Consider the following 21,455-nt stretch of genomic DNA (forward strand, 5'->3'; position numbering starts at 1 on the left):
TTATAAGGCGCTGATTAAGCTCTACATGGTAGCAGATTCCGCGCTTTAGCGTCAGTACAAATACAGGAGTTAACCCATGAAAACCGTCCTTATTACCGGTGCCAATCGCGGCATAGGTTTAGCCCTTGCCAAACTCTACTTGGCGCAAGGCTGGCAGGTGCTTGCCTGTTGCCGAGAGCCCGAGGAAGCCATGCAATTGCAAGCGCTTGCCCAGCAAGATAACGCGCTGAGCGTGCACCGACTCGATATCACCGACTTTGAGCAAATAGACAAACTCGCCGAGCAGATTAACGATCAGGCCATCGATGTGTTACTCAGTAATGCGGGTATGTATGGTCCCAAGGGGTACGGCCTGGATGACATCGACTTTGCCCAGTGGCAGCAGGTTATGAGCACTAATGTGCTGGCAGTAGCCAAGTTGGCGCAGGCCTTTTTACCACACCTCTTAAAAGCCTCGACCCCGGTTTTTGCCGCGTTATCATCCAAGGTCGGCAGTCATACGGAGAACACCAAGGGCGGCGGATATATCTATCGTAGCTCCAAGGCTGCACTCAATTCGGTAGTGAAAAGTTTGAGCAATGATCTGCTAAGCCGGGGGATCAAAACCGTCTCCTTGCACCCGGGGTGGGTGAAAACCGAGATGGGGGGTCCTAACGCGCTGATCGATGCGGCCACCTCGGCCAAGGGGCTGAAACAGGTAATCGATGCGCTCAGCCCTGAGCAAAGCGGCGGCTTCTACACCTATTTGGGTGAACGCATTCCCTGGTAATTGTGAACAAAACTAACAAGTTAACCCTATTTAGTTGCTTGGTTTTTATACCGAGGTAGACTGTACCCAAGAGCCTGTTTATTTGGATAAATAGGCTCTGGAGGATAATAATCACAACAAAAGGGTTTTCTATGAAACAACACCTCATCGCCTCAGTGCTCCTTGGGGCATTGGGCCTGGGATGTGCGTCAACTGCGCTTGCTCAGCAAGAGGCGCCGGCCGGGGCACAAAATGACGGTGGCTATCAAGTGCCATCGAAAGAGCTGGCGCAGGTCGTCGATGCCAAGTTGGCACCGCATTCCATGTTATCACCGGACGGCCAATGGCTGGCATTACTTGAACGCCGCCGCGTTGAGAGCTTACAGGAGCTGGCCAAGCCAGAGCTGAAACTGGCCGGTATTAAGCTCAATCCAGATAATTTTTCTCGCTCGCGAGTGCGCAACAAGTACACGGCGCTGACGTTTAAATCCCTCGAGGGTGATATTAGCCTGGACGTAAGCGGTTTGGATGAGGGCATTATGCGCTCGCCACAGTGGTCCAGCGACAGCCGCTATCTGAGCTTTGTCTATGAAACGCCAGCATCGGCCACCTTGTGGGTGTACGACATAAGTACGCGTACCCTGAAACAGTTGACCGAGCATGCACTTAACTCAGTGGTTACCGCCACCCCGTATCAATGGATGCCCGATGCCAGTGGGTTAATCATTAACCATGCGGTGAACCTGGGTAAGGCCCAGCCACAAGACGATGCCAGCACGGTTGTGCCTGTGATCCAACAAACCACGGGTGAAAAGGCGCCGGCCCGTACCTATCAGAATCTATTGACCAGTCCCTACGACGAAGCGCTGTTTTCCTTCTATGGTCAGGGTCAGTTGATGCGTGTGGGTTTGGATGGCCAGGCCAAAGCCATAGGTAAGGCCAAGCTATTTAGTAATTTCAGTATCTCACCCGATAGCAACAATATTCTTGTGGCGACCTTGGATCAGCCCTTCTCTTATCAGGTGCCGTATTTCCGTTTTGCCACTACCTGGTCTGTGTGGGGAATGAGTGGCTACGAGCTAACAGAGCTGGTTAAACAGCCGTTGGCCGACAACATTCCCCAGGGTTTTGATAGTGTGCGCACCGGCCCTCGCGACTTTGAGTGGCGCAGCGATAAAGGTGCAACGCTGATCTGGGCCGAAGCCCAAGATGGCGGCGATATGAAAAAAGATGTGCCGCATCACGACCATATTTACACCCTGAGCGCGCCGTTTAAACGTAAGCCTAAGTTATTTGCAAAAACAGAGCGTCGTTTTGCCGGGGTGACCTGGGGCAATGAGAATCTGGCGATGCTTTCCGAGTGGCGCTTTAGCGACCGTCAGGTGCGCAGCTGGATTATCGCGCCTAACGATGCCAGTGCTTCACCTGTGCTCTTCTCCGAGCGCAGTTATAACGATGCCTATAAAGATCCGGGCGACCCCATTTACACCCACAATGATTTGGGGGCGCGCGTAATGCAGGTCGTGGGTGACCGCTATATTTACCTGCGCGGCGATGGTGCCTCGGAGCAGGGTAATATCCCGTTTTTAGACCGTTACGATGTTAAAACCAACAGCACCGAGCGCCTGTGGCGCAGCGAGGCGCCTTACTATGAGCGCGTTGTTGACTTGCTAGACGAAGAGGGTGAGCGCTTTATTACCGTGCGTGAGTCTAAAACCGAACAACCCAATTTGTTCGTGCGCGATTTGGATGACGATTCCCTGACGCAACTGACTCAGTTCCCTCATCCTTATCCGGCCTTTAAGGGCATTCAAAAAGAGCAGTTACGCTATAAACGTGACGATGGTGTTGAGTTGTCCGGTACCCTGTATTTGCCAGCCGGTTATGAGCCGTCACAAGGCCCAATCCCCGTGCTGATGTGGGCCTATCCACTGGAGTACAAGGACAAAAATGTGGCCTCGCAAGTGCGTGAATCGCCTTATGAATTTACCTATATAGGTTATTGGGGCCCCATGCCTTATTTGGCCAAGGGCATTGCCGTGTTCGACGACCCGAAAATGCCCATAGTTGGGGTAGATGGCAAGGAGCCGAACGACACCTTCCGCAAGCAGCTGGTAGCCAGTGCTCAGGCGGCGGTGGATGTGCTGGTTGAAAAAGGCGTGGCGGATAAAGATAAGATAGCCATTGCCGGTCATTCCTACGGTGCCTTTATGGTGGCCAATCTGCTGGCACACAGCGACCTGTTTAAAGCCGGTATTGCCCGCAGCGGCGCCTACAACCGCACCTTGACGCCATTTGGTTTCCAGGGTGAAGAGCGTAACTTCTGGGAAGGTCAGGCGGTGTACGCCAATATGTCACCGTTTTTCCATGCGGAAAAGATTAACGAACCCATGCTGATGATCCACGGCAAGGAAGACCCTAACAGCGGCACCTTCCCGATGCAAAGTGAACGCATGTATGCGGCAATGAAAGGTCTGGGTAAAGACGCCCGCCTGGTGATGCTACCCTACGAAGCACACGGCTACCGTGCCCGCAAGAGCTTGCTGCATGTTTTATGGGAGCAAGAGCAGTGGCTGGATAAGTACCTGCTCAGCGACACTAACGCTAACGCCGAGTAAATTGCGTTTTAAAAAGTAAAACCCACGCCTAAGCGTGGGTTTTTTATGGGGGAGGCTAAGCCTTTTGCTCGCTGTAGATATCGGGTTGCCAAATCTGCATTAGTATTTCCGGGTTCTCTATCCTTTTGAAACCATATTGAGCATATAAACCATGGGCATCTCTTGTGGCCAACACCATACGCCTTAACCCCTGTAGATCCGGGTGAGAAACAATCGACTCTACAAGCCATTTGCTCAGCCCCTTGCCGCGATGCGCTTCGACAACAAATACATCGGCCAGGTAAGCAAATGTCGCTCTGTCCGTGATTAAACGGGCGAAGCCCACTTGTATGCCGCCATTTTCAAACACACCAAAGCACAAGGAATTATCAATTGCCTTGCGCAAGGTTGCTCTTGGAATACCCATGGCCCAATAACTTTGAGAAATGAATTGATAGATTACCTCGAAATCCAGGTCTTCATGTTTGGTACTGATTCGATATCCTTTCATTCAACAATCCTCTCCTGTTACTCGCTATCGCTTTGCTGTTGTTCACTTTTTATTGGTAATGTTCCGGTCAAAGTGAGGTAGCCAGTCAAATACACCCATGCAGAAAACGACATAATGAGAATAACACCTATAATTAAGCGTTCGAGGTTAACCCCACAATTAACCCTAGAAATGAACCGATAGATGCTGACCTTTAGAAAGCTGTTTCCATTGCTGGTTTAGGCTAAGAAGTTCTTCTACCACATTTTCAAATTGCAGTTGAGTGATGCTTGGGGTGGGTATATTGCGACTAACACAGGCTTGCTCAGTCATGTACATAAAGCCATTATAATCGGGCTCACTTCCAGTCCATAGCAGTGACTGTAATGATTCAACCATAGATTCTGTTTGCCAGACGTCTATTTTATCTGCAACTTCTTTAGAAAGCTCATTATGTTCTAATTGAAAGCTGATGCTTGCGCCTGCTTTCAATTGCCCATAAAAAGCACCTTTTACGGCAAAATGCTTTTCTACTACAAAATGGATCATATCGTGAGGTGCAACGCCTTGCTCAGGCATTTTAGTTTCTGTAGATGAGCCATCTTTTCTAATACACTTTAAGTGACCGTATTTTTTATCACCTTTGGTAAATACTATATCCATAATGCCATACTTTTATTTAGGATATACGCCATGCGAAGCTGCAGTAATAGCTGGCTAAAACTGGCGTAAGCGACAACGAGTTAACAGTTATGTATCCGATTATTCAACCGCTTTGTTAGCTGTACTGTACCCCTTAACTACATATAAAACAAAGATATTTTCTTGCATTTCAATAGTGAAATAGCTACCTGCTGATTAATAATTTCAGAATTTTTCATCTACTTTAAGCCTGGCTCTTCGTATCTTTAAGGAAAAATGGTCAGTAGAGCGTCTAAAGAATCTTGCCCGTAATAAAGGCACGTCGAACATAACAACAAATGCATTAATAGCAAGGAGTATCAGATATGCTCATTTTGTTTTTTCGAGGTGTTGTTATGCGCCATTCTCCTTGGCTGTAGATTGCCTGAAGCCATCAAGTGGCATGGTGATCGCAAAGCATACGCCTCCTTCACTGTGCGACTCATATTCCAGCGTTCCGCAAAAATATTGACTAATAATTTCATGTGCTAAACACAAGCCCAGTTCCGTAACCGTTGCATCGCGGTTACCGACAACAAGGGTATCGAACAGGTTGCCTTTTATAGCATCAGGAATACCGCAGCCGTTGTCGCAAACCCTTATGGTTAGCTCTTGATTAGTTAAACTGGCTTGAATGTGTAATTTATATTGGGTGGATGGATGCTCAAAGGCATGATTGAAAGAATTTTCTATCAATATAGCCAGAGGCAGGTGCAGTAAAAATCGAGGTGCTTCAATTTGAATGTGTTCATCGACTTCGATGTCTAACTCTACATCCATCCCTTTGTTATCCGCGTCTTCAACACAGTCGCGTATTTCATCTGCAAGCACGAGCATTTGTGCTTTTTCGTCAAATCCATACTGAGTAATCACTTTTAGCTTGGTCATTATATTGCTGATGCGACTGGCGCTGTTACCGACTAAATTCGCACAATTTTCTATGCTTTCAATTGATTCAAGTAAGGATTTTTTGGCTAATTTATTCTCGTTAACACAGGCTTTGACCTCTTCAAGGGCAAGAAGCTGACTACTTGATGCGGTCACGGCAATGCCAACTGGCGTGTTTATCTCATGCGCTAGCCCTGGAATAAGGCGCATCAAGGTTGCCGACTTCTCGGCGTTAACCAACCTGGCTTGTACCCGCTCAAGATCGGATACTGCGGCACAGAGCGCGTTATTTTTTGATACGAGCTCGTTGGTTTGGCTTTTTACTTCAGAATTCAAAAAAGAAATAATGTTTTTGCGTATGCGTGAACGGGCGTTGTAGAAGAAAATGAGGACGCAAAGTAGGGATAAAAAGCAAACCACCGCAGCGAAATAATAGACGTTGAGCTTCATCGTAGAGTAAGCGATAAACTCGCCCAACTTTTGTTCTCGAATAGATAAAAATTCGTTGATGTGGCTCATTATGCGTACCTTACTTTGCAGGTAGGCTTCGCTATATAAGATTGCTAACGCTTCTTGATTTTCACCTTGGCGCACTAAATCAAAGGCTTGGTTTTCTAAGAGCACCAAAGATTCACTTTGATCATAGGCACGCGTCAGGGCTGTTAACTCTTGCTCGGACGCGCCATTTTCTTTGAGAAGGTCGAGCAGTGATTTAGGTTCGCCACTGGGGAAGGGGGGTGACCCATCGACCACCATAAGCATGTCCCAGTAAACTCTATTGAGGTGTTTAGGCCTGGGCTCTCGCCGGAGCGAATACTCAGAATTTGTTCAAAAAACTCTTTAAACTTGGGATTCGATGTAGCGGCATAGGCTCTTGCCATCATGGTGAGTTGATCTGAACTCAAGCGCAGTTCTTGAGAGAGTCGTACTAGGTTAAAGTTTTGCTCCAAGCCTTTTTGTTGCTCACTCTTACTGACAAAGGCTAGAACCACAAACACTAATGCGGCTATAAATAAGGTTAAACACAGTCCGATAATATATTCGAAGTATTTGAAGCTAAGAAACTTATGATATTGCTTTTCATTCATGGATCAATTCAGCTCGCATAGAAAAAGCTCAACCTATGGTTCTTAGTATAGGTGAAGTTTTTTTAGCCTTGTTTGCTCTGATTGCAGGGACTGGTGCCGGCAGTAATGTTTCGGGTATAAAGCACAGGTTGCTAGCGGTGGAAGAGAGAACCCAAGTGGGTGCATAGGGCCCCTGACGCTCAGTCCAAAAGGGGCTAGAAGTTGAATGCAGCACCTAAACAGGTGCTGCATGTTACAGAACTGAGCTAAAACCAATTCTCATTTGCTATTAAATATAAGTGGGCAGCACTCCAAGAGAAGTTAGGTGCACCCTGTTGTTCACCGCTCAGTGGATGATAATTCTCGCGTATGGGGGCAGAATCAAGTAGGCCATCACCATTGTTCAACAGCTTGGCTGCGAGCATGCGTGATTCTTGCTCGTAGCCATAATCACTTAGGCCCTTTAAACCAAAATACACTTGATCGAGCCATACTCGGCCACGCCAATAAATATCGGCGCCAAAAGCTGGATTGGATTTTGCGGCGCTGCCCAGAGGCACATGAGTGTTGAAATGTTTTTCATCAAGCATAATGTCTCGCACTTTTTCGGCTTGTTCTTGGCTCGCTATGCCATTAAACAAGGGAGACCAACCCTCCGGTCCCATACCACGCTCAGCTATGACTTCACAGTCATGGCCTTGATGATTTATTCGAACATCAAAAAAGAAGCCATGGTCAGAACTAAACATGCACTCTTGAATAGCCTTTTTTAGGTGCCCAAATTCTTGTTGCATGCTTCTATAAAGCTCTTTTTCACCGATTTCTTTTGCTAACTCGCTGAGTAAGCGCGCCTCACTGGCAAAATAACTTGATTGGTCAACCGATTCCTGGTCAATTACAAACCCAGCGTGGTTGCCACTTTCGGTGAAAATAGGTGCAAGCTGCACATGCCAATCGCTTGCTCTGCCACCGCTGGCAATGTATTTCTTAAGTTGCTTGTCACCAATGAAACCAAAGGTGGCAGCGTGATCGCGACCGCTTTCCCACGAGGCAGCTGTGAGCGCTGGGATATCAAGATTGCCGCCTTTAGCACGCGCCTGGGCTAGGGTGTTGAGGCCATATTTAGGTTGTCCATCGTGGTAAAAAAGCAGTTCGCCTTGGGCATTGTTATGGGCTTTGTCCCGTGTTGCGCCATATTCCATCAGGCCATTGTGATTACTGTCTCGATTTTGATGCCACCAATTGCGATAGGCAATAAGCTTGGGGAGCATTTCTTTCACAAAGGTTTTATCACCGGTTTGTTGATAAAGGATATCTAAAGCCCAAGTAGCCAGTGAGGGTTTGGTGTTACGCTCATTCCAATTACTGCCATCACCGCCACGCTCAGCGCTGCGATTATAGGCAATTAAATCAGGTAGCATGCCAGCATCTTGTGGGCGTACTGGGTCGTTAGCTTTTATTTGTTCGGCAAATACCGCTCGCATGTGTGCTTTTGCAAGTTCGGGTTCAAAGTAAGCCAGAGCAGCAATGTGTTTCCAGCTGTCCCATGGCCATGTTTGATTCCCGGAAAACCATCTAGAAGTAACGGAGGGGGAAAGGGTATCAAACTTAAGTGCGCCAGCGGGCGAGCGCCAGTTGCCAATCAGTGTTTGTACGGATTTGACCGCAATTTTTTTGCCCTTGGTAGATTCAATACTGGCCGTTGCTCGAGCAATGCGATCATGCCAGCGTTCTTGATTGTTTTTGAATTTACTGACAAGTGATGGCCAGTCTGCTTTGTGCGGCCATTGCTCCGCTTCACTGGCATCTAAAATATAGCGATATCGGCTATACACAGACTCACCTTGGGATAGATTTAATGTGCTTTGATAGGAATTTCCTTTGGCCGAGAGGCTTTGTGGAACACTGCGTACTATAGAGAAGCGAGCATTACCTGAGGTCATTAAGTTGTAGCTGTCACGTGTGCGCCCAAGTGCCAGTACAATGCTTTGTTTATCCTGCTGCCAATTGAAGTTCAAGGTCTTAAAACGTTCAGTAATGTTCTGTTCTGAAAGCTTTTTTTCTTTTGCATGGAAATGAGTTAGTAGTTTACCACTGTATTTTAGAGTGAGGTTATCTCCCTTAATAACCTCGGTGTGTAATACCGATGTGCGTGCATCCACAAAACGTAGGGTATGGCGAATATGTACATTTTCATGTGTGAGTTCTTGGATGAGTGCATCGGGAAGGGCGAATTGCTCTACCTTAAGTCTAACTAGGGTATCGTTTTGAAACACATCCAAACGCTCAAACTCATTGGCAACGTAGTTGAGGTACTCCTCGGTAAGCAAAGCCAGGCCACCTAATCCAGGTTGCTGTTGAGCGTTAAGCAGATGACCGTGCCAGGCACCCAAATCGAACAGCGGATTGTGGCGCGAATGGTCAAACTTATCCTGGTCTTGCATCGCGAGCACAGTGGCTTCGCGGTTAATTAAGTTTGCGTAGGTTGGCTGAGATGTTTCAGCGCATAGCACTGGAATAGTTAGAAGTTGTAGAACAAACAAAAATAGGCGCATAAAAATCCTGTTTTTCATATTATTAGTTGGTATTTCAATGGCCGCACCTAAACAGGTGCTGCGTATGCTTTGGGCCGTGCTTACAGCCCAAAAGGGTTATCGATACTGTGCGCCGGCTCGGTAAACCATATTGGACCTTTTTCCGTGGTATAGAAGTGATCTTCCAAACGCACGCCAAATTCGCCCGGGATCACCAGCATGGGCTCATTGGAGAAACACATGCCCGGCGCCAGCAGCTGCGGGTTGTTTTTAACCAAATACGGCCATTCGTGAATATCCATGCCAATGCCGTGGCCGGTGCGGTGCGGGCAGCCCGGTAGTTGATAATCCGGTCCCAGCGTTTGCTCTGCTAGATAACTGCGCGCGGCAAAATCTACATCACCACAGGTGTTACCCACTTGTGCCGCTGCAAAGGCTTTTAATTGAGCGTTTTTCTCAAATTCCCAGAACATACGCTGGCGCTCGGTGGCTTCACCAAACACATAGGTGCGGGTGATATCGCTTAAATAGCCTTTGAGCTGACAACCGGTATCGATCAGCACCATGTCACCTTTTTTCAGGGTTTGCGGGTCTTTCACGCCATGGGGGAAGCTGGTGGCCTGGCCGAATAGCACGATGCAGAAATGTTACCGGCCACGGCGCCTACTTTCTTGTGCGCCGCATTGATAAAGGCTTCTACTTCGCGGGTGGTGATCCCTTCATGAAGAATCGAGGCCGCTGCCTTGTGTACTTCCAAGGTCATGTCCATGGCACGCTGGATCAGCGCCAGCTCATTGTTTGATTTATGCATGCGGCAATGCTTAGTTACTTCGCCGCCATTAATCAGGGTGTAATTGGGTGCCGCTTTTTTAATGCCATCGGCAATAAAGAATTGCGCGCTTTCATCAATGGCCAGTGTGGCGGTGTTGCCATAACCCAGTTGTGTCATCACCTCGCGCACCAGTTCATAGGGGTTTTCTTCTTCCTGCCAGGCATGAATTGGCGCATCAATCACCTGGTAATCGCGCAATGAGCCAATTTCAAAAAACGGTGCCACAAAGGCTATGTCACCTTGAGCCGGCAGAAGTGCTCCCACTAAGCGCTCACTGGCATACCATTTTAAGCCGGTGAAATAGGTCATGTTGGTGCCAGCATTAAGGTAGACGGCATCGATTTGATGCGCCTGCATATAGGCTTGCGCTTTGGCAATACGCGCACGGTATTCCGCCTCTTCAATGGGCGTGATATCTGTGGTCATGTCGCTCAATTGTGCCAATGCTTGTTCTTGTGTTTGATAGCCAATGCCTTTCATTGCGCCTAGCTCCTTACTTATTGAAACCGCGAGATGCAAAATGCATCGAGATTAATCGCGGTGGGTTGTTCGTTAATACTTGCTGCAATCAGCTCGCTCGTTATTGCTGCTTGGGTTAGCCCTAAGTGCTGGTGGCCCAGGGCAAAATAAACATTTGGGTGTTTGGGCGCCGGGCCTATCACAGGTAATGAATCCGGTAGTGATGGTCGTGCCCCTTGCCAACAATCCTGTTGTTTGTATTCTTCGTTAATGCAGGGTATCAGCTCTTTGCCATGCTTGAGCAGGTTCTTGGCGCGGCGATAATCCGCTGGCGTATGTAAGCCAGCAAACTCCACGGTTCCTGCCAAACGCAGCCCCTGCTGCATAGGCGTTACGATAAACTGACGTTCAGCACAGGCAATGGGGCGCGTCACATTGTGGTGCGTTCGCAATTGATAGTGATAGCCGCGTTCTGCTTCTATGGGAAGCCTGTAACCAAGTCGTTGGCACAATACTTTACTGTATGCACCGGTGCATACAACCACTTTGCGATAAGCACGTGTCTGCCCTGCGGTAACTAACTGGCAAAAAGACCCTTTATCCTGTATTGCCTCGACGTCCAGGGGGAAATACTCCGCGCCCGCTTGAATTAATGTATCAAAAAGGTGATCGCTCAGTGCTTTTGGTGAGGCGGTATGGCCAACCTCGGTAAAATAAAGCGCATAATTGATATTGGTGTTTAGCTCGGGCTCCAGGGCCTGCGCTTGCGCTTTATTGAGCACTTCAACGGCAATGCTGTGCGCTGCGTATTTTTCGGCAAGTGCCTGAACCCTGCTTAGTGGCGTGCGCTCAAAGGTCAGCAATGAGCCATTGCATTGAATATGAGTATCAAAATCATCGGCCAGTAGTCGTTGCCAGGCGCCAAGTGCCGCTTCATTAAGCGCCTTGAGGGCTAGGGTGTTGCGCTTAAATGGGCGCTGTCGCATGTTCATGCAAAACCGCCACAGCCAGGGTAGCAGGCTAAAAAAGTAAGCAGGACGAATGCGCAGCACGCTGGTTGGCGTGAGCAGCATTTTAGGTAACTTAGGCAATAAGCTTTTGCAGGCAAGGGGGAATACTTGCTCGGTGGCAAAGTGGCCGGCATTGCCGAACGAACATTGGCTGCCCGGTTGCTCTGGGTCGTACAAATGGACCTTGTGCCCTTGGCGCTGTAATTGCAACGCACAACTTAAGCCAACAACTCCCGCGCCGATCACCGCTATGGGCAAATCGTCTGTGTGTACATTGCTATAAAGATTTTGCATCTAACCCTTCCTGATCCTACACCGCTATTTTCTTAGGTTTCTTTGTTTAATTTTTTCAATGTGTTGCATTTTTTCTTGTGTGCTTAAACGGGTGTTGCGAACACTTTGGCAATCTAATTTAACCTTGTATGTTGAATATTGTATACAATATATCTATTATGGCAAGCACAACGACAACATGAGGAATAACCATGAAGGTAAATTGGCAGGGTGTATACCCGGCAGTCACGACCCAGTTCAACAACGATGACAGCATTAATTTTGAAACCACGGCAGCGATGATCGACACCCTGATTAAAGAGGGTGTGCACGGCATTATCGTGCTTGGTACCGTGGGCGAGAATTGCTCTTTGCGCAGTGATGAAAAGCGTCAGGTTTTAGCCATGGCCAAAGAGGTGGTCGCTGGTCGCGTACCATTGCTAAGCGGTGTGGCTGAAACCACCACGCAAGTTGCTATCGAGTTTGCTCAGGATGCCGAAAAGCTGGGTATCGATGGTTTAATGGTGCTACCGGGTATGGTGTATCGCAGCAGCGAGCGGGAGGCCATCGACCATTACCAAAAAATAGCCCGCGCTACCGCATTACCCATTATGATTTACAACAACCCGGTCACCTACGGCGTTGATGTGTCTATCGAGGGCATGCGTGTACTGGCCGAGGAAGCCAATATCGTGTCGGTGAAGGAAGCAACTGAAGACACTCGCCGTATCACCGAGCTATTTAGTGCCTTTGGCGACCGTTATGTGGTGTTCGGCGGCGTTGATGATATCGCCCTTGAGTCTATGATGCTGGGCGCAACCGGTTGGATATCGGGCTTAACGAATGTGTTCCCTCGCGAGTCTGTGGCCATTTATAAACTGGCGCAACAGGGGCGTTATGAAGAAGCGCGTGAGTTGTGGCGCTGGTTCTTACCACTGTTACGTTTGGATACCATCCCTACCTTGGTGCAGTGCATCAAGTATGCTGAGCAGTTGGCTGGTCGCGGCAGTGAGCGCACCCGTGCTCCGCGTTTATCCCTGACCGCCGATGAAAAAGCGTACGTTGAGCGCCTTTACAACGAAGCGCTTGAGAATCGCATCGACCTTAGCAAGTACAACCTGGACTAGCCTATGAACCGCGGAACCTTCTTTTGTATCGACGGCCATACCTGCGGGAATCCGGTGCGCTTGGTCACAAGCGCCCATCCTTCTTTAGAAGGGCAAAGTATGAGCCAAAAACGTCAGCACTTTTTGCGTGATTATGACTGGATCCGCAAGGCGTTGATGTTTGAGCCGCGCGGCCACGACATGATGTCGGGCTCATTTCTCTATCCGCCGACAACAGCAGACGGTGACGCGGCCATTTTATTTATCGAAACATCGGGCTGCTTGCCCATGTGTGGTCACGGCACTATCGGTACCGTGACCTTTGCCATCGAAAACGGCCTGCTAAACCCAAGAACACCAGGAGTGGTCAAGCTGGATACTCCGGCAGGAAGAGTTCAAGCTCACTACCGCATGCAAGGTAAAAAGGTGGAGGCGGTGAAAATTTTCAACGTGCCCGCCTACCTTGCCTATGAGCAAGTGCAGGTTGATGTGCCTGAGCTCGGTTCCTTGTGCGTTGATATCAGCTTCGGCGGAAACTTCTACATCATCGTTGAGCCACAGGCGAACTTCCCCGGTATCGAGCATTGCACGGCCGCGCAGTTATTGCGCTGGAGCCCTTTACTGCGTGATGCCATCAACGCGCAGCTTGAGTGTGTGCATCCGGATGATGCAACCATGCGCGGTGCCTCTCATGTGCTCTGGACCGGGTTACCTAAAAATGACAATTCGGATGCCGCTAACGCGGTGTTTTATGGCGACAAAGCCATTGATCGCTCGCCCTGCGGTACCGGCACCAGTGCCCGTATGGCGCAGCTGTTTGCCAAGGGCCAATTAGGGCAGGGGCAGCCGTTTGTGCACGAAAGTTACATTGGCAGCCAGTTTATCGGTTGCATCGAGTCGGTGACCGAAGTGGCGGGCAAAACCGCCATAGTGCCCAGTATTGAAGGCTGGGCTAGGGTAACCGGTCACAACGCCATAGTGGTTGATGATGACGATCCCTATGCTTTCGGGTTTCAAGTTTTATAAGGAGACAGTAATGCCACATACACTGAAGGGTTATAGTTACATTGCCGGGCAATGGCAGCAAGGCAGCAGTGAGCGCTTTTTTAGCTTTAGCCCTGTAAACAATGAGCCACTAAACCAGGCCTATTACGATATCACTCTGGATCTAGTCGATACCGCATGCGAGGCGGCACAGCAGGCGTTCGTTATTTATCGACAAACCAGCATGCAGGTGCGCAGCGCGTTTTTACACGCCATCGCCGATGAAATTGAAGCCTTGGGCGAACAATTACTCGATGTAACCCATCAAGAAACCAACCTGCCCAGAGCGCGCTTGCAGGGCGAACGTGGTCGCACCATTAATCAATTGCGTGCGTTTGCCGATGCCTTGGCGGATAACTTAGCGCCTTTGCATGTCACCCGCGAAGATCTGGCCGATCCAGAACGACAGCCGTTGCCAAAGCCGCATACCAGGCTTAAATATTTGCCGGTTGGCCCAGTTGCGGTATTTGGTGCCTCTAACTTCCCTTATGCCTTCTCCACGCTAGGCGGCGATACTGCTGCGGCGCTGGCGGCGGGCTGCCCCGTGGTGATGAAAAGTCACCGGGCTCATCCTGGCACCAGTGAACTGATGACCCGTGCAATCGATAAGGCCATCCAGCGTTGTGATATGCCCTCAGGCGTGTTCTCTATGCTGCAAGGCGTAAACTATGACATCTCCCATCGCCTGGTAGCCGCACCGCAAATAAAAGCCGTGGGCTTTACCGGCTCCATGGGGGTTGCCAAAGCCTTGATGGCCACCATTCAAACCCGGGCTGAAACAATCCCCTTTTATGGTGAACTGGGCTCCATCAACCCTCAAGTTGTCTTGCCAGAGGCATTGCAAAGTAAGCCTGCACTTGCAGGGCAATTGTGCGCATCCATGTTGATGGGCAACGGTCAATTCTGTACCAGTCCGGGACTGTGGTTGGTGCCGGCCGATGGCTGTGATGTCTTTATGGATAAGGTGATAGAAAGTATTAACTCTGCCCCTTCCGATACCTTGCTAACACCGGGTATTGTGCGCTCATTTGAACATGCGATTGAAAGTCTCACCGACTGTAAGGCAACTAGGCTGGTGGCACAGGGGGAAAGACAGAGGGATTTCCACGCCAACGCCCATGTGTTTAGCTGTGATGCCAAGGCATTTTTGCAAACGTCCTTGCTCCATGAAGAGGTGTTTGGTCCTTGCGCCCTGATTGTGCACTACCAGGACTTGATGCAACTGATGGAGGTGATCAATGCGCTAGAGGGACAGCTTACGGCCTCTGTACATGGCGCCAATGAGCAAAACGATGAGCATCAGGCTTTGCTGGAGGCATTGAGCTACAAGGTAGGGCGCCTGATCATGGAGCAAATGCCAACGGGTGTTGAAGTCTGTCCGTCGATGAACCATGGAGGGCCGTTCCCATCGTCTACCGATGTACGTTCAACCTCGGTAGGCCTGGAGGCCATGCGCCGCTTTATGCGTCCCCTGTGCGTGCAAAAATAATTCCCTGATAGGAAATAAACGTTAAGCAAAACGTCCCCAAGCGCTGCCGCATCCCGTGCGTGGTAGCGCTTTTTCATTCCCACAAAAGTATACAATGTACTCGAAATAGGTAGCGTCCATCTGTATACTGTATAAAAGATGCAACTTATTGAAAGTATTATGGCAATCGAACATAAAACCCGCACCCAGCTGGTCGCCGAGGTGCTCCGTGAAAAGATCCTAACGGGTGAATTTAAATCAGGCTCACCGCTGCGTCAGGCGGCCTTGGCCGAAGAGCTTAATGTCAGCCGTATTCCGGTGCGTGAAGCCTTGTTGCAACTTGAAGCCGAAGGCCTGGTTAATTTTGAAGCTCATAAAGGGGCCACGGTGACCGAGGTCAGTGCCTCGCAAGTGGATGAAATTTTCGACTTACGTGCCTTGCTCGAGGCGGAGTTGCTGCGCCACTCGCTGGAAAAATTAACTGAAGACGATTTTCAAAGTGCAGAAGTATTATTACAAGAGCTAGAAGCCGCGATGGCTGCCGGTGATACTCAGGCCGCGACGGGTCATCTTAACAGCGCCTTTCATGGCAAGCTGTATAGCCGCGCCGAGCGTCCACAAACCCGTGAACTGGTAGAGCAATTCAGTAAAAACTCCGAGCGTTATGTGCGTATGCATATTCTCCTTGCCGGAGGCCTTAACACCGCCCCGGAAGAGCACCGCGAATTGCTGAAACTCTGCAGGGCCAAGCAAGTGGATGCAGCCTGTGATTACCTTATTCGCCATATAACTGGTGCCAAAGAAGACATCAAAAAGCTGCTTATTAAGATGGAAGAGCAGAGCGCTTAACAGATAAAAATGCAGGCTGAATTGCCTGCTTTTTTAATGTCAATTCTGCAATAAAAAAGCGCTCACTAGGAGCGCTTGAAGTAACGATTATAAAGGAATAAAAACGAACTCGTTTAGCCTTGACCGCCTTTCATGTTGCCTTGCGGAGCTTGGCAGCCATTGGCCTTGATATAGTCGACCGCATCCTTGGCCTGAACCAGACCCCAGCCGTAAGCATAGTCATAGCCCGACTCACCCAAGTCCTGTGCCGATGCTCTAAGCGCTAAGCGAATACCTTGGGCAGAACACTCCGGGAAGTTACTCCACACCAGGGCCGCAACGCCCGAGACATGTGGTGTCGCCATAGAGGTGCCGGACATAAAGTCATGATCCGGGAAGTTGGCCGTTGAAATCGTGGTTTCCTTGCCAAGATTATCCATCAGTTTCATACCTTCTTGGTAGGTGACTGCTCCGGCAATCATGTCAGTTGGATAGATCATGGGGATCAATTTACCAGGCATGTTATTGCGCACGATAACGCCTACACCACCATCGGCTTCACACTGTTCCACTTTTTGGTAGAAAGGAATTTGGCCACGTTCTATTAAGCAGATTTTGCCCGTCATGTCGCCACAACTTTCGGTACCCAGACCGCAGTCCACAAGCTCACCGGTGACGCTACCTTTGGCCGAATTTTCCATGGCGTAGTGAAGCAGGTTTAAGCCGTCTTGAACCACGTTAAACTTATCAAAGCGAGCGCCTCGTCCTTGAGGAACGGTCGAAAAGATATCCACGCCTGGGGCGCTTAACTCAACCTGACTCGTACGTTGGGAGAAAGGGGCACGATCTTTAATGCTATCAACGGCCGCTACTGAAACCACGCTGTCGTATGAGGCCGGATAACTGTGGCTTGGTTGGCCCGAGTTACCCGCGGCGGCAATCATCAACACGTTGTTGCGAGCGGTTTTGGCGATGGCGCGTTCTTCGATAGGGCTGGAGAAGGTACCGCCTAAACTCATGGAGATGATGTTTGCACCTGCGTCGTTACATTCATTGATGGCATGAGCCAGATCCGAGGCATAAGCCCAACGACCATCACCGCCAAAGACACGTACAATATGCATCTCGAGGGAATGATCCGAGACCAAGCCAACCGTGCCGATGTCGTTGTTCACGGCCGCTATGGTGCCGGCAACATGGGTGCCGTGACCAAATGGGTCTTCATACCATACGCCGGCGCCTCCGTCTTCGGCACCTGTTACAGCCGCGCTAGGCAGATCTGGATGGCTTAATCCATAACCGCTGTCAATTACGCACACCTTCTGGCCGCCTTGGTAGCTTACTTGATCTCCTTGCACCATGGGCAGGCCATAAGGAATAAATTGGGTGCTGCCCTCAGACATAAGCTTTCGTGGCATATCCGGGTAAAATGCTTGAATGCCTTTTAATGCAGACACATTGCCCAGCTGACTTTTATCCAGGGTGATCGCCAGGCTGTCTAAAGCGGATATTTCGCGATTGATTTGAATGCCCTGAGCAACAAGTTGTGATTTAACGCTGTCAAAGTCGTTGGCATTGACCTCTAAGACCATACGCAGTGGCTCGGCGGCCGTTGCCGGTAGGCTCAGTAGGGTGGCGATACTCGCTGCAAGTAGGGTTTTATTTTTTAGTACTTTCATTTTTTGCTCCTTGCGCTTAGGCGTCGTCATCGCTAGATGGACAATCGTGTACTTGAACGTTACCGCTCATGGTTCCGGCGTTGTGATAACCCTGATATGGGCCAGACTCAAGCAACATCACATTTAAGATGCCGTTGGCGCCAAAGCCGGAGTTGATCCCCTCGCCGATATCCATCATGCAGGCAAAGCCTGTACCTTCACCGGGCGCCGCTGGGTTAGTGGAGTCATAATTGAACTCAACCTGGAACATGCCTTCGGTACAGATATCCTGTTTACAATGACGTGTTTCGTCTTCTAAACCATCCGGAGCAACGGGATCTTCACTGCATAACCCGGCACCAGTAACGTTGGCTTTAAAGGCGATGCCGCCGAATTGTTGCCAATCGATTGCGGTTTTATCCTGGTAATTGACGCGGCCTTTAATGTCGCCATCACAGCGTGCTGCATGGGCAGTAAAGACCGCCTTGCCATCACCGCCTTGCGAGTGCAAGGTGCCGCCAGCCGTCACACGGCCATCGAGCTTGGCGCAACCGCTTAACGTGGTCATTGCTCCAAGTATGAGTAATCCGAGATATGTTGTTTTCATTGGACCTTCCCCAAAAAATTTAGGTTTTCACTTTAAAAATTTGTTGCCGCTGATGCTCAAATGGCAATTGTTGCAAAATGAGCAGCTATTAGGTGCTTTGCCGATAAGCAGCCCCTAGATTAGTAAAGGATGGGCCCTTTGATTGCAATGCCTGTCATGGCGAAAAGTACAAGAGATGGCGTGAAGAAAAATTAGGCGAAATTAAAAACCCAGTGTTAACGGTGTGTTAAAAGGTGTTTTTAATAAATGTCACAACTGATGTTAATTTGTACCATTTTGGACCAGTGCTTGACATTTAATACTTTCTTGGTGCTTTTAGAATATAAGCTCTATAGAACTTGGTTTTTTTTAGAATATAAACTCTACTAGTTCTTTATTATCAGTCACTTAATAGTTTTATCTTGTCGCCTGCATTTACTCATGGCGAGAGCTTGTGCGTCGAATAAGGAAATGGCATTATGGATATTGTATACAATTAAGCGGTAGGCACCGCAATAGATTGCAGGCGTTATGTAGAGCCAAGGGCGAAAATCGCTGCCTTGGTCTGCAGTAGTGAACTCTAAAAGAGGCGCTGAGGCTTTGTTAAGGGGGAGGCTTTTTTGGGTCTTGATAGTGCCATTGATAGCAAAGGATCCCATGATTGCTGTTAGCACCTTAGTACACGCATGCATTGGCCGTAATGGCCGGTTTACCTTATTTTTAGGGTCTTCTTACAAGGGTTTATTTTTTGATGAGTCAGGTCTTTTTAGCGCGTTTAGCGCGATTACAAAATCTTCTTACCTCGTTGGGTGACGAACTGTTAGTAGTGCAAGGGTTTGAGAATATCTCTTACCTTACCGGCTTCTCTGGCCACGCGGCAACCCTCTTGGTGATGCCGCAAAAAGCGATGATGATCACCGATTATCGTTATTACCAACGCGCCCTGAGTGAAACCCAGGATATCGAGGTGGTGCAGCGGGACCGTGATAATGAAAGTCTGGGGGCCTGTATTGCACGACTCGGTGGCGCAAACCTGCGCATTGGCTTTGAAGCGGCGCACTTTAGCGTGGCGCAGTGGCAAGGCATAGCAAGTGAATTGAACGCCGCCGCGCTCACACCAAGAACCGATATGGTCGAGTCCTTACGCCGGGTCAAAGACGAGTATGAAATTGACTGTATACGTCAGGCGGCCGCTATCGCCGACAGTGCCTTGGCACAGACGCTCACGCAAATTAAAACCGGTATTACAGAGCGCGAACTGGCCATTGAGCTGGATTATCAAATGCAGTTGCGCGGCTCCACCGGCACCTCGTTCGACACCATTTTACTCTTTGCCGAGCGCAGCGCCTTGCCCCATGGAAATCCGGGGAATAAGCAACTGCTTGAGGGCGATTTTATTTTGATAGATTTTGGTGCCGTGGTGAATGGCTATCGTTCGGACATGACCCGCAGTTATGTGTGGGGGCAGCCCAGTGCCGAGCAACAGACGATTTTTGATACGGTGCAAAATGCCCAGCGTGCGGCGCTGGATGCGGTGCGACCTGGAGTAAGCGCCCATGAGCTCAATGCAAAAGCCCACGAGGTGCTCCAGGCAAGCCCATTCGGCCAATATGCTGGGGAGGGACTAGGGCATGGTCTTGGCTTATTTTTGCATGAAATTCCATTTTTAAAGCCCGGCGAGCAGTACCGTTTGCAAGCCGGTAATGTGATCACCATAGAGCCGGGTATTTATATTCCACACCTTGGCGGCGTGCGTTTGGAAGAAGACATAGTGGTCACGGCAGAAGGTTATGATTGCCTGACCCAGGCGCCACAACAATTCATTTTAGGAGGCTGACATGAACATCATTACCGCCGAGCAGGTGCAACAGGTGATGGCCTACACGCCACTGCTACAGGCCTTACAATGGGGCTTCGCCGGTGAGGCTGGCACACCCAGGCGCACTGTCTATGCGCTTGATAATAAGCCGAATAACCACGATGCCTTTGCCGTGTTACCGGCGTGGAATGACGAGGTAATTGGTGTCAAGGCGTTTACTTATTTTCCCGAGAACGAGCGCCAAGGTCGCTCGTCATTGTACTCAAAAATTATGCTGTTCTCGCGGGAGTTTGGCGAGCCGCTGGCTTTGGTGGATGGCACCGAAATCACTCTTTGGCGTACCTCTGCGGTATCGGCCCTGGCCGCCGATTATTTAGCGAGGAAAGACGCGAAACACATGGTTTTATTTGGCTCGGGGAAATTGGCACCCTTTATGGCACGGGCCCATCTGGCGGTTCGCAACTACGCAAAAGTGAGCATAGTGGCGCGCAATGAACAAAAAGCGCAGGCGCTGATAGCGCTGCTTCAGGGGGAGTACCCTCATTGCCAGTTTAGCCATGAACCTGTCAGTGAGGAGCTGATCGCCAGCGCCGATACCATTTGCTGCGCCACCGGCAGTCATGCCCCCTTGTTTGATGGCCAATGGGTAAGTGCAGGCACCCATGTGGACTTAATTGGTAACCACCATCGCGATGCCAGGGAATGCGATACCCATACGGTGGTAAGTGCCAAGGTATTTGTTGATAGTCGAGAAAATGTATTAAACGAAGCCGGAGAGCTGCTGCTTCCAATCAATGAAGGTGTGTTTAGCGAAACGGATGTGAGAGGGGAGCTCAGCGAGCTCGCCCGTGATAACGTCCATGCCCGTGAAAATGACACCGACATTACTTTGTTTAAATCGGTCGGTACGGCCTTGAGCGACCTGGTGGCGGCTAAATATGTCTATGATCAAATCACTTCTGTGGCGTAAGCCCAAAGCGCGCAGCTGTAAGGTGGTGGATATCACCGCGGTGCGCGACAACCGCGTCCTTCCCCTGGAATTGGTGGGCCAGCAGCAGATGTTGCTGACCTACCGTTACGGCAATGAATTGCGCTCGCAACTGATGCCCCTGGAACCAACGCAGGAGGTGCCACGTTATATTTTGGCGGATGAGCAAGGTGTGATAGCCACATTATCACAACGGCGATTGTTTTATGTGATGTGGGCTCTGGTAGGGGCAGTCATTGCTTTGGCTGCGGTGGTCACTTTACGCCAATAAACCTCCGGTATTTAAGTCCTTTGCCAAGGTGTTGGTTTTAGGTTAATTAGCTTATTTATGCCTTTTTTGTTGATTTTTTGGGCACAATTATTTAAATTGAACCATACA

16 protein-coding genes and 1 pseudogene are annotated in these 21,455 nt (G+C 49.5%); 9 read left to right on the top strand and 8 right to left on the bottom strand.

Annotated elements, in window-relative coordinates; all coding sequences use genetic code 11:
* The first annotated feature begins 76 nt into the window (after positions 1 to 76).
* On the top strand, positions 77 to 769 hold the full coding sequence (locus C2M36_RS07990; RefSeq protein ID WP_105254455.1) for an SDR family oxidoreductase: 693 nt from the start codon (positions 77 to 79) through the stop codon (positions 767 to 769).
* A 131-nt stretch (positions 770 to 900) separates the two neighbouring features.
* Positions 901 to 3,366, top strand: a complete 2,466-nt coding sequence (locus tag C2M36_RS07995; RefSeq protein WP_105254456.1) for a S9 family peptidase — start codon at positions 901 to 903, stop codon at positions 3,364 to 3,366.
* A gap of 55 nt (positions 3,367 to 3,421) precedes the next feature.
* Here C2M36_RS07995 and C2M36_RS08000 read toward each other — a convergent pair whose 3' ends face one another.
* From C2M36_RS08000 to C2M36_RS08025, 6 genes and pseudogenes are all read right to left on the bottom strand, one after another.
* Positions 3,422 to 3,856, bottom strand: coding sequence for a GNAT family N-acetyltransferase (locus C2M36_RS08000; RefSeq protein WP_105254457.1), 435 nt, complete (start codon positions 3,854 to 3,856; stop codon positions 3,422 to 3,424).
* Between the two features lie 165 nt (positions 3,857 to 4,021).
* Positions 4,022 to 4,498, bottom strand: coding sequence for a cytoplasmic protein (locus C2M36_RS08005; protein WP_105254458.1), 477 nt, complete (start codon positions 4,496 to 4,498; stop codon positions 4,022 to 4,024).
* 372 nt (positions 4,499 to 4,870) lie between these two features.
* Positions 4,871 to 6,160, bottom strand: coding sequence for a sensor histidine kinase (locus C2M36_RS08010; RefSeq protein ID WP_234399121.1), 1,290 nt, complete (start codon positions 6,158 to 6,160; stop codon positions 4,871 to 4,873).
* A gap of 577 nt (positions 6,161 to 6,737) precedes the next feature.
* Positions 6,738 to 9,044 (bottom strand): alpha-glucosidase, encoded by a 2,307-nt coding sequence (ygjK, locus tag C2M36_RS08015; RefSeq protein WP_105254459.1) that lies wholly within the window; start codon positions 9,042 to 9,044, stop codon positions 6,738 to 6,740.
* Between the two features lie 62 nt (positions 9,045 to 9,106).
* Positions 9,107 to 10,317, bottom strand: a pseudogene (locus C2M36_RS08020) (M24 family metallopeptidase).
* A 17-nt stretch (positions 10,318 to 10,334) separates the two neighbouring features.
* Entirely contained in the window at positions 10,335 to 11,600 is a 1,266-nt protein-coding gene (locus C2M36_RS08025) for an NAD(P)/FAD-dependent oxidoreductase (RefSeq protein ID WP_105254460.1), read from the bottom strand.
* Between the two features lie 191 nt (positions 11,601 to 11,791).
* Here C2M36_RS08025 and C2M36_RS08030 point away from each other — a divergent pair, with 191 nt between their 5' ends.
* The 4 genes from C2M36_RS08030 to C2M36_RS08045 all read left to right on the top strand — a co-directional run bounded on the left by C2M36_RS08030 (position 11,792) and on the right by C2M36_RS08045 (position 16,046).
* Positions 11,792 to 12,706: a dihydrodipicolinate synthase family protein gene (locus tag C2M36_RS08030; protein WP_105254461.1), complete on the top strand. Its 915-nt coding sequence runs from the start codon at positions 11,792 to 11,794 to the stop codon at positions 12,704 to 12,706.
* 3 nt (positions 12,707 to 12,709) lie between these two features.
* Positions 12,710 to 13,711, top strand: coding sequence for a 4-hydroxyproline epimerase (locus C2M36_RS08035; protein WP_105254462.1), 1,002 nt, complete (start codon positions 12,710 to 12,712; stop codon positions 13,709 to 13,711).
* A 10-nt stretch (positions 13,712 to 13,721) separates the two neighbouring features.
* The gene (locus tag C2M36_RS08040; RefSeq protein WP_234399122.1) at positions 13,722 to 15,218 is read left to right on the top strand and encodes an aldehyde dehydrogenase (NADP(+)); all 1,497 of its coding nucleotides are present in this window, start codon (positions 13,722 to 13,724) and stop codon (positions 15,216 to 15,218) included.
* 159 nt (positions 15,219 to 15,377) lie between these two features.
* Entirely contained in the window at positions 15,378 to 16,046 is a 669-nt protein-coding gene (locus C2M36_RS08045; RefSeq protein ID WP_105254716.1) for a GntR family transcriptional regulator, read from the top strand.
* 113 nt (positions 16,047 to 16,159) lie between these two features.
* Here the strand turns inward: C2M36_RS08045 and C2M36_RS08050 are convergent, their stop codons facing one another.
* Positions 16,160 to 17,704 carry a S8 family serine peptidase gene (locus C2M36_RS08050; RefSeq protein WP_158678883.1) on the bottom strand — a complete coding sequence of 515 codons (1,545 nt, stop codon included), beginning with the start codon at positions 17,702 to 17,704 and terminating at the stop codon, positions 16,160 to 16,162.
* Positions 17,705 to 17,720: 16 nt separating this feature from the next.
* Positions 17,721 to 18,290, bottom strand: a complete 570-nt coding sequence (locus C2M36_RS08055; protein WP_158678884.1) for a hypothetical protein — start codon at positions 18,288 to 18,290, stop codon at positions 17,721 to 17,723.
* 730 nt (positions 18,291 to 19,020) lie between these two features.
* Between C2M36_RS08055 and C2M36_RS08065 the strand changes: the two genes are divergently transcribed.
* Genes C2M36_RS08065 through C2M36_RS08075 form a run of 3 tightly spaced genes read left to right on the top strand, consistent with a single transcriptional unit; the run spans position 19,021 to position 21,347 of the window.
* The gene (locus tag C2M36_RS08065) at positions 19,021 to 20,106 is read left to right on the top strand and encodes a M24 family metallopeptidase (protein ID WP_105254466.1); all 1,086 of its coding nucleotides are present in this window, start codon (positions 19,021 to 19,023) and stop codon (positions 20,104 to 20,106) included.
* Position 20,107: 1 nt separating this feature from the next.
* Positions 20,108 to 21,058 (top strand): ornithine cyclodeaminase family protein, encoded by a 951-nt coding sequence (locus C2M36_RS08070; RefSeq protein ID WP_105254467.1) that lies wholly within the window; start codon positions 20,108 to 20,110, stop codon positions 21,056 to 21,058.
* On the top strand, positions 21,027 to 21,347 hold the full coding sequence (locus tag C2M36_RS08075) for a hypothetical protein (RefSeq protein ID WP_105254468.1): 321 nt from the start codon (positions 21,027 to 21,029) through the stop codon (positions 21,345 to 21,347). Before C2M36_RS08070 ends, C2M36_RS08075 begins: the two co-directional genes overlap by 32 nt.
* The last annotated feature ends 108 nt before the right edge of the window (positions 21,348 to 21,455 follow it).

The sequence above is a fragment of the Pseudoalteromonas sp. T1lg75 genome, assembly GCF_002964705.1.
In the GTDB taxonomy this organism is placed as follows: domain Bacteria; phylum Pseudomonadota; class Gammaproteobacteria; order Enterobacterales; family Alteromonadaceae; genus Pseudoalteromonas.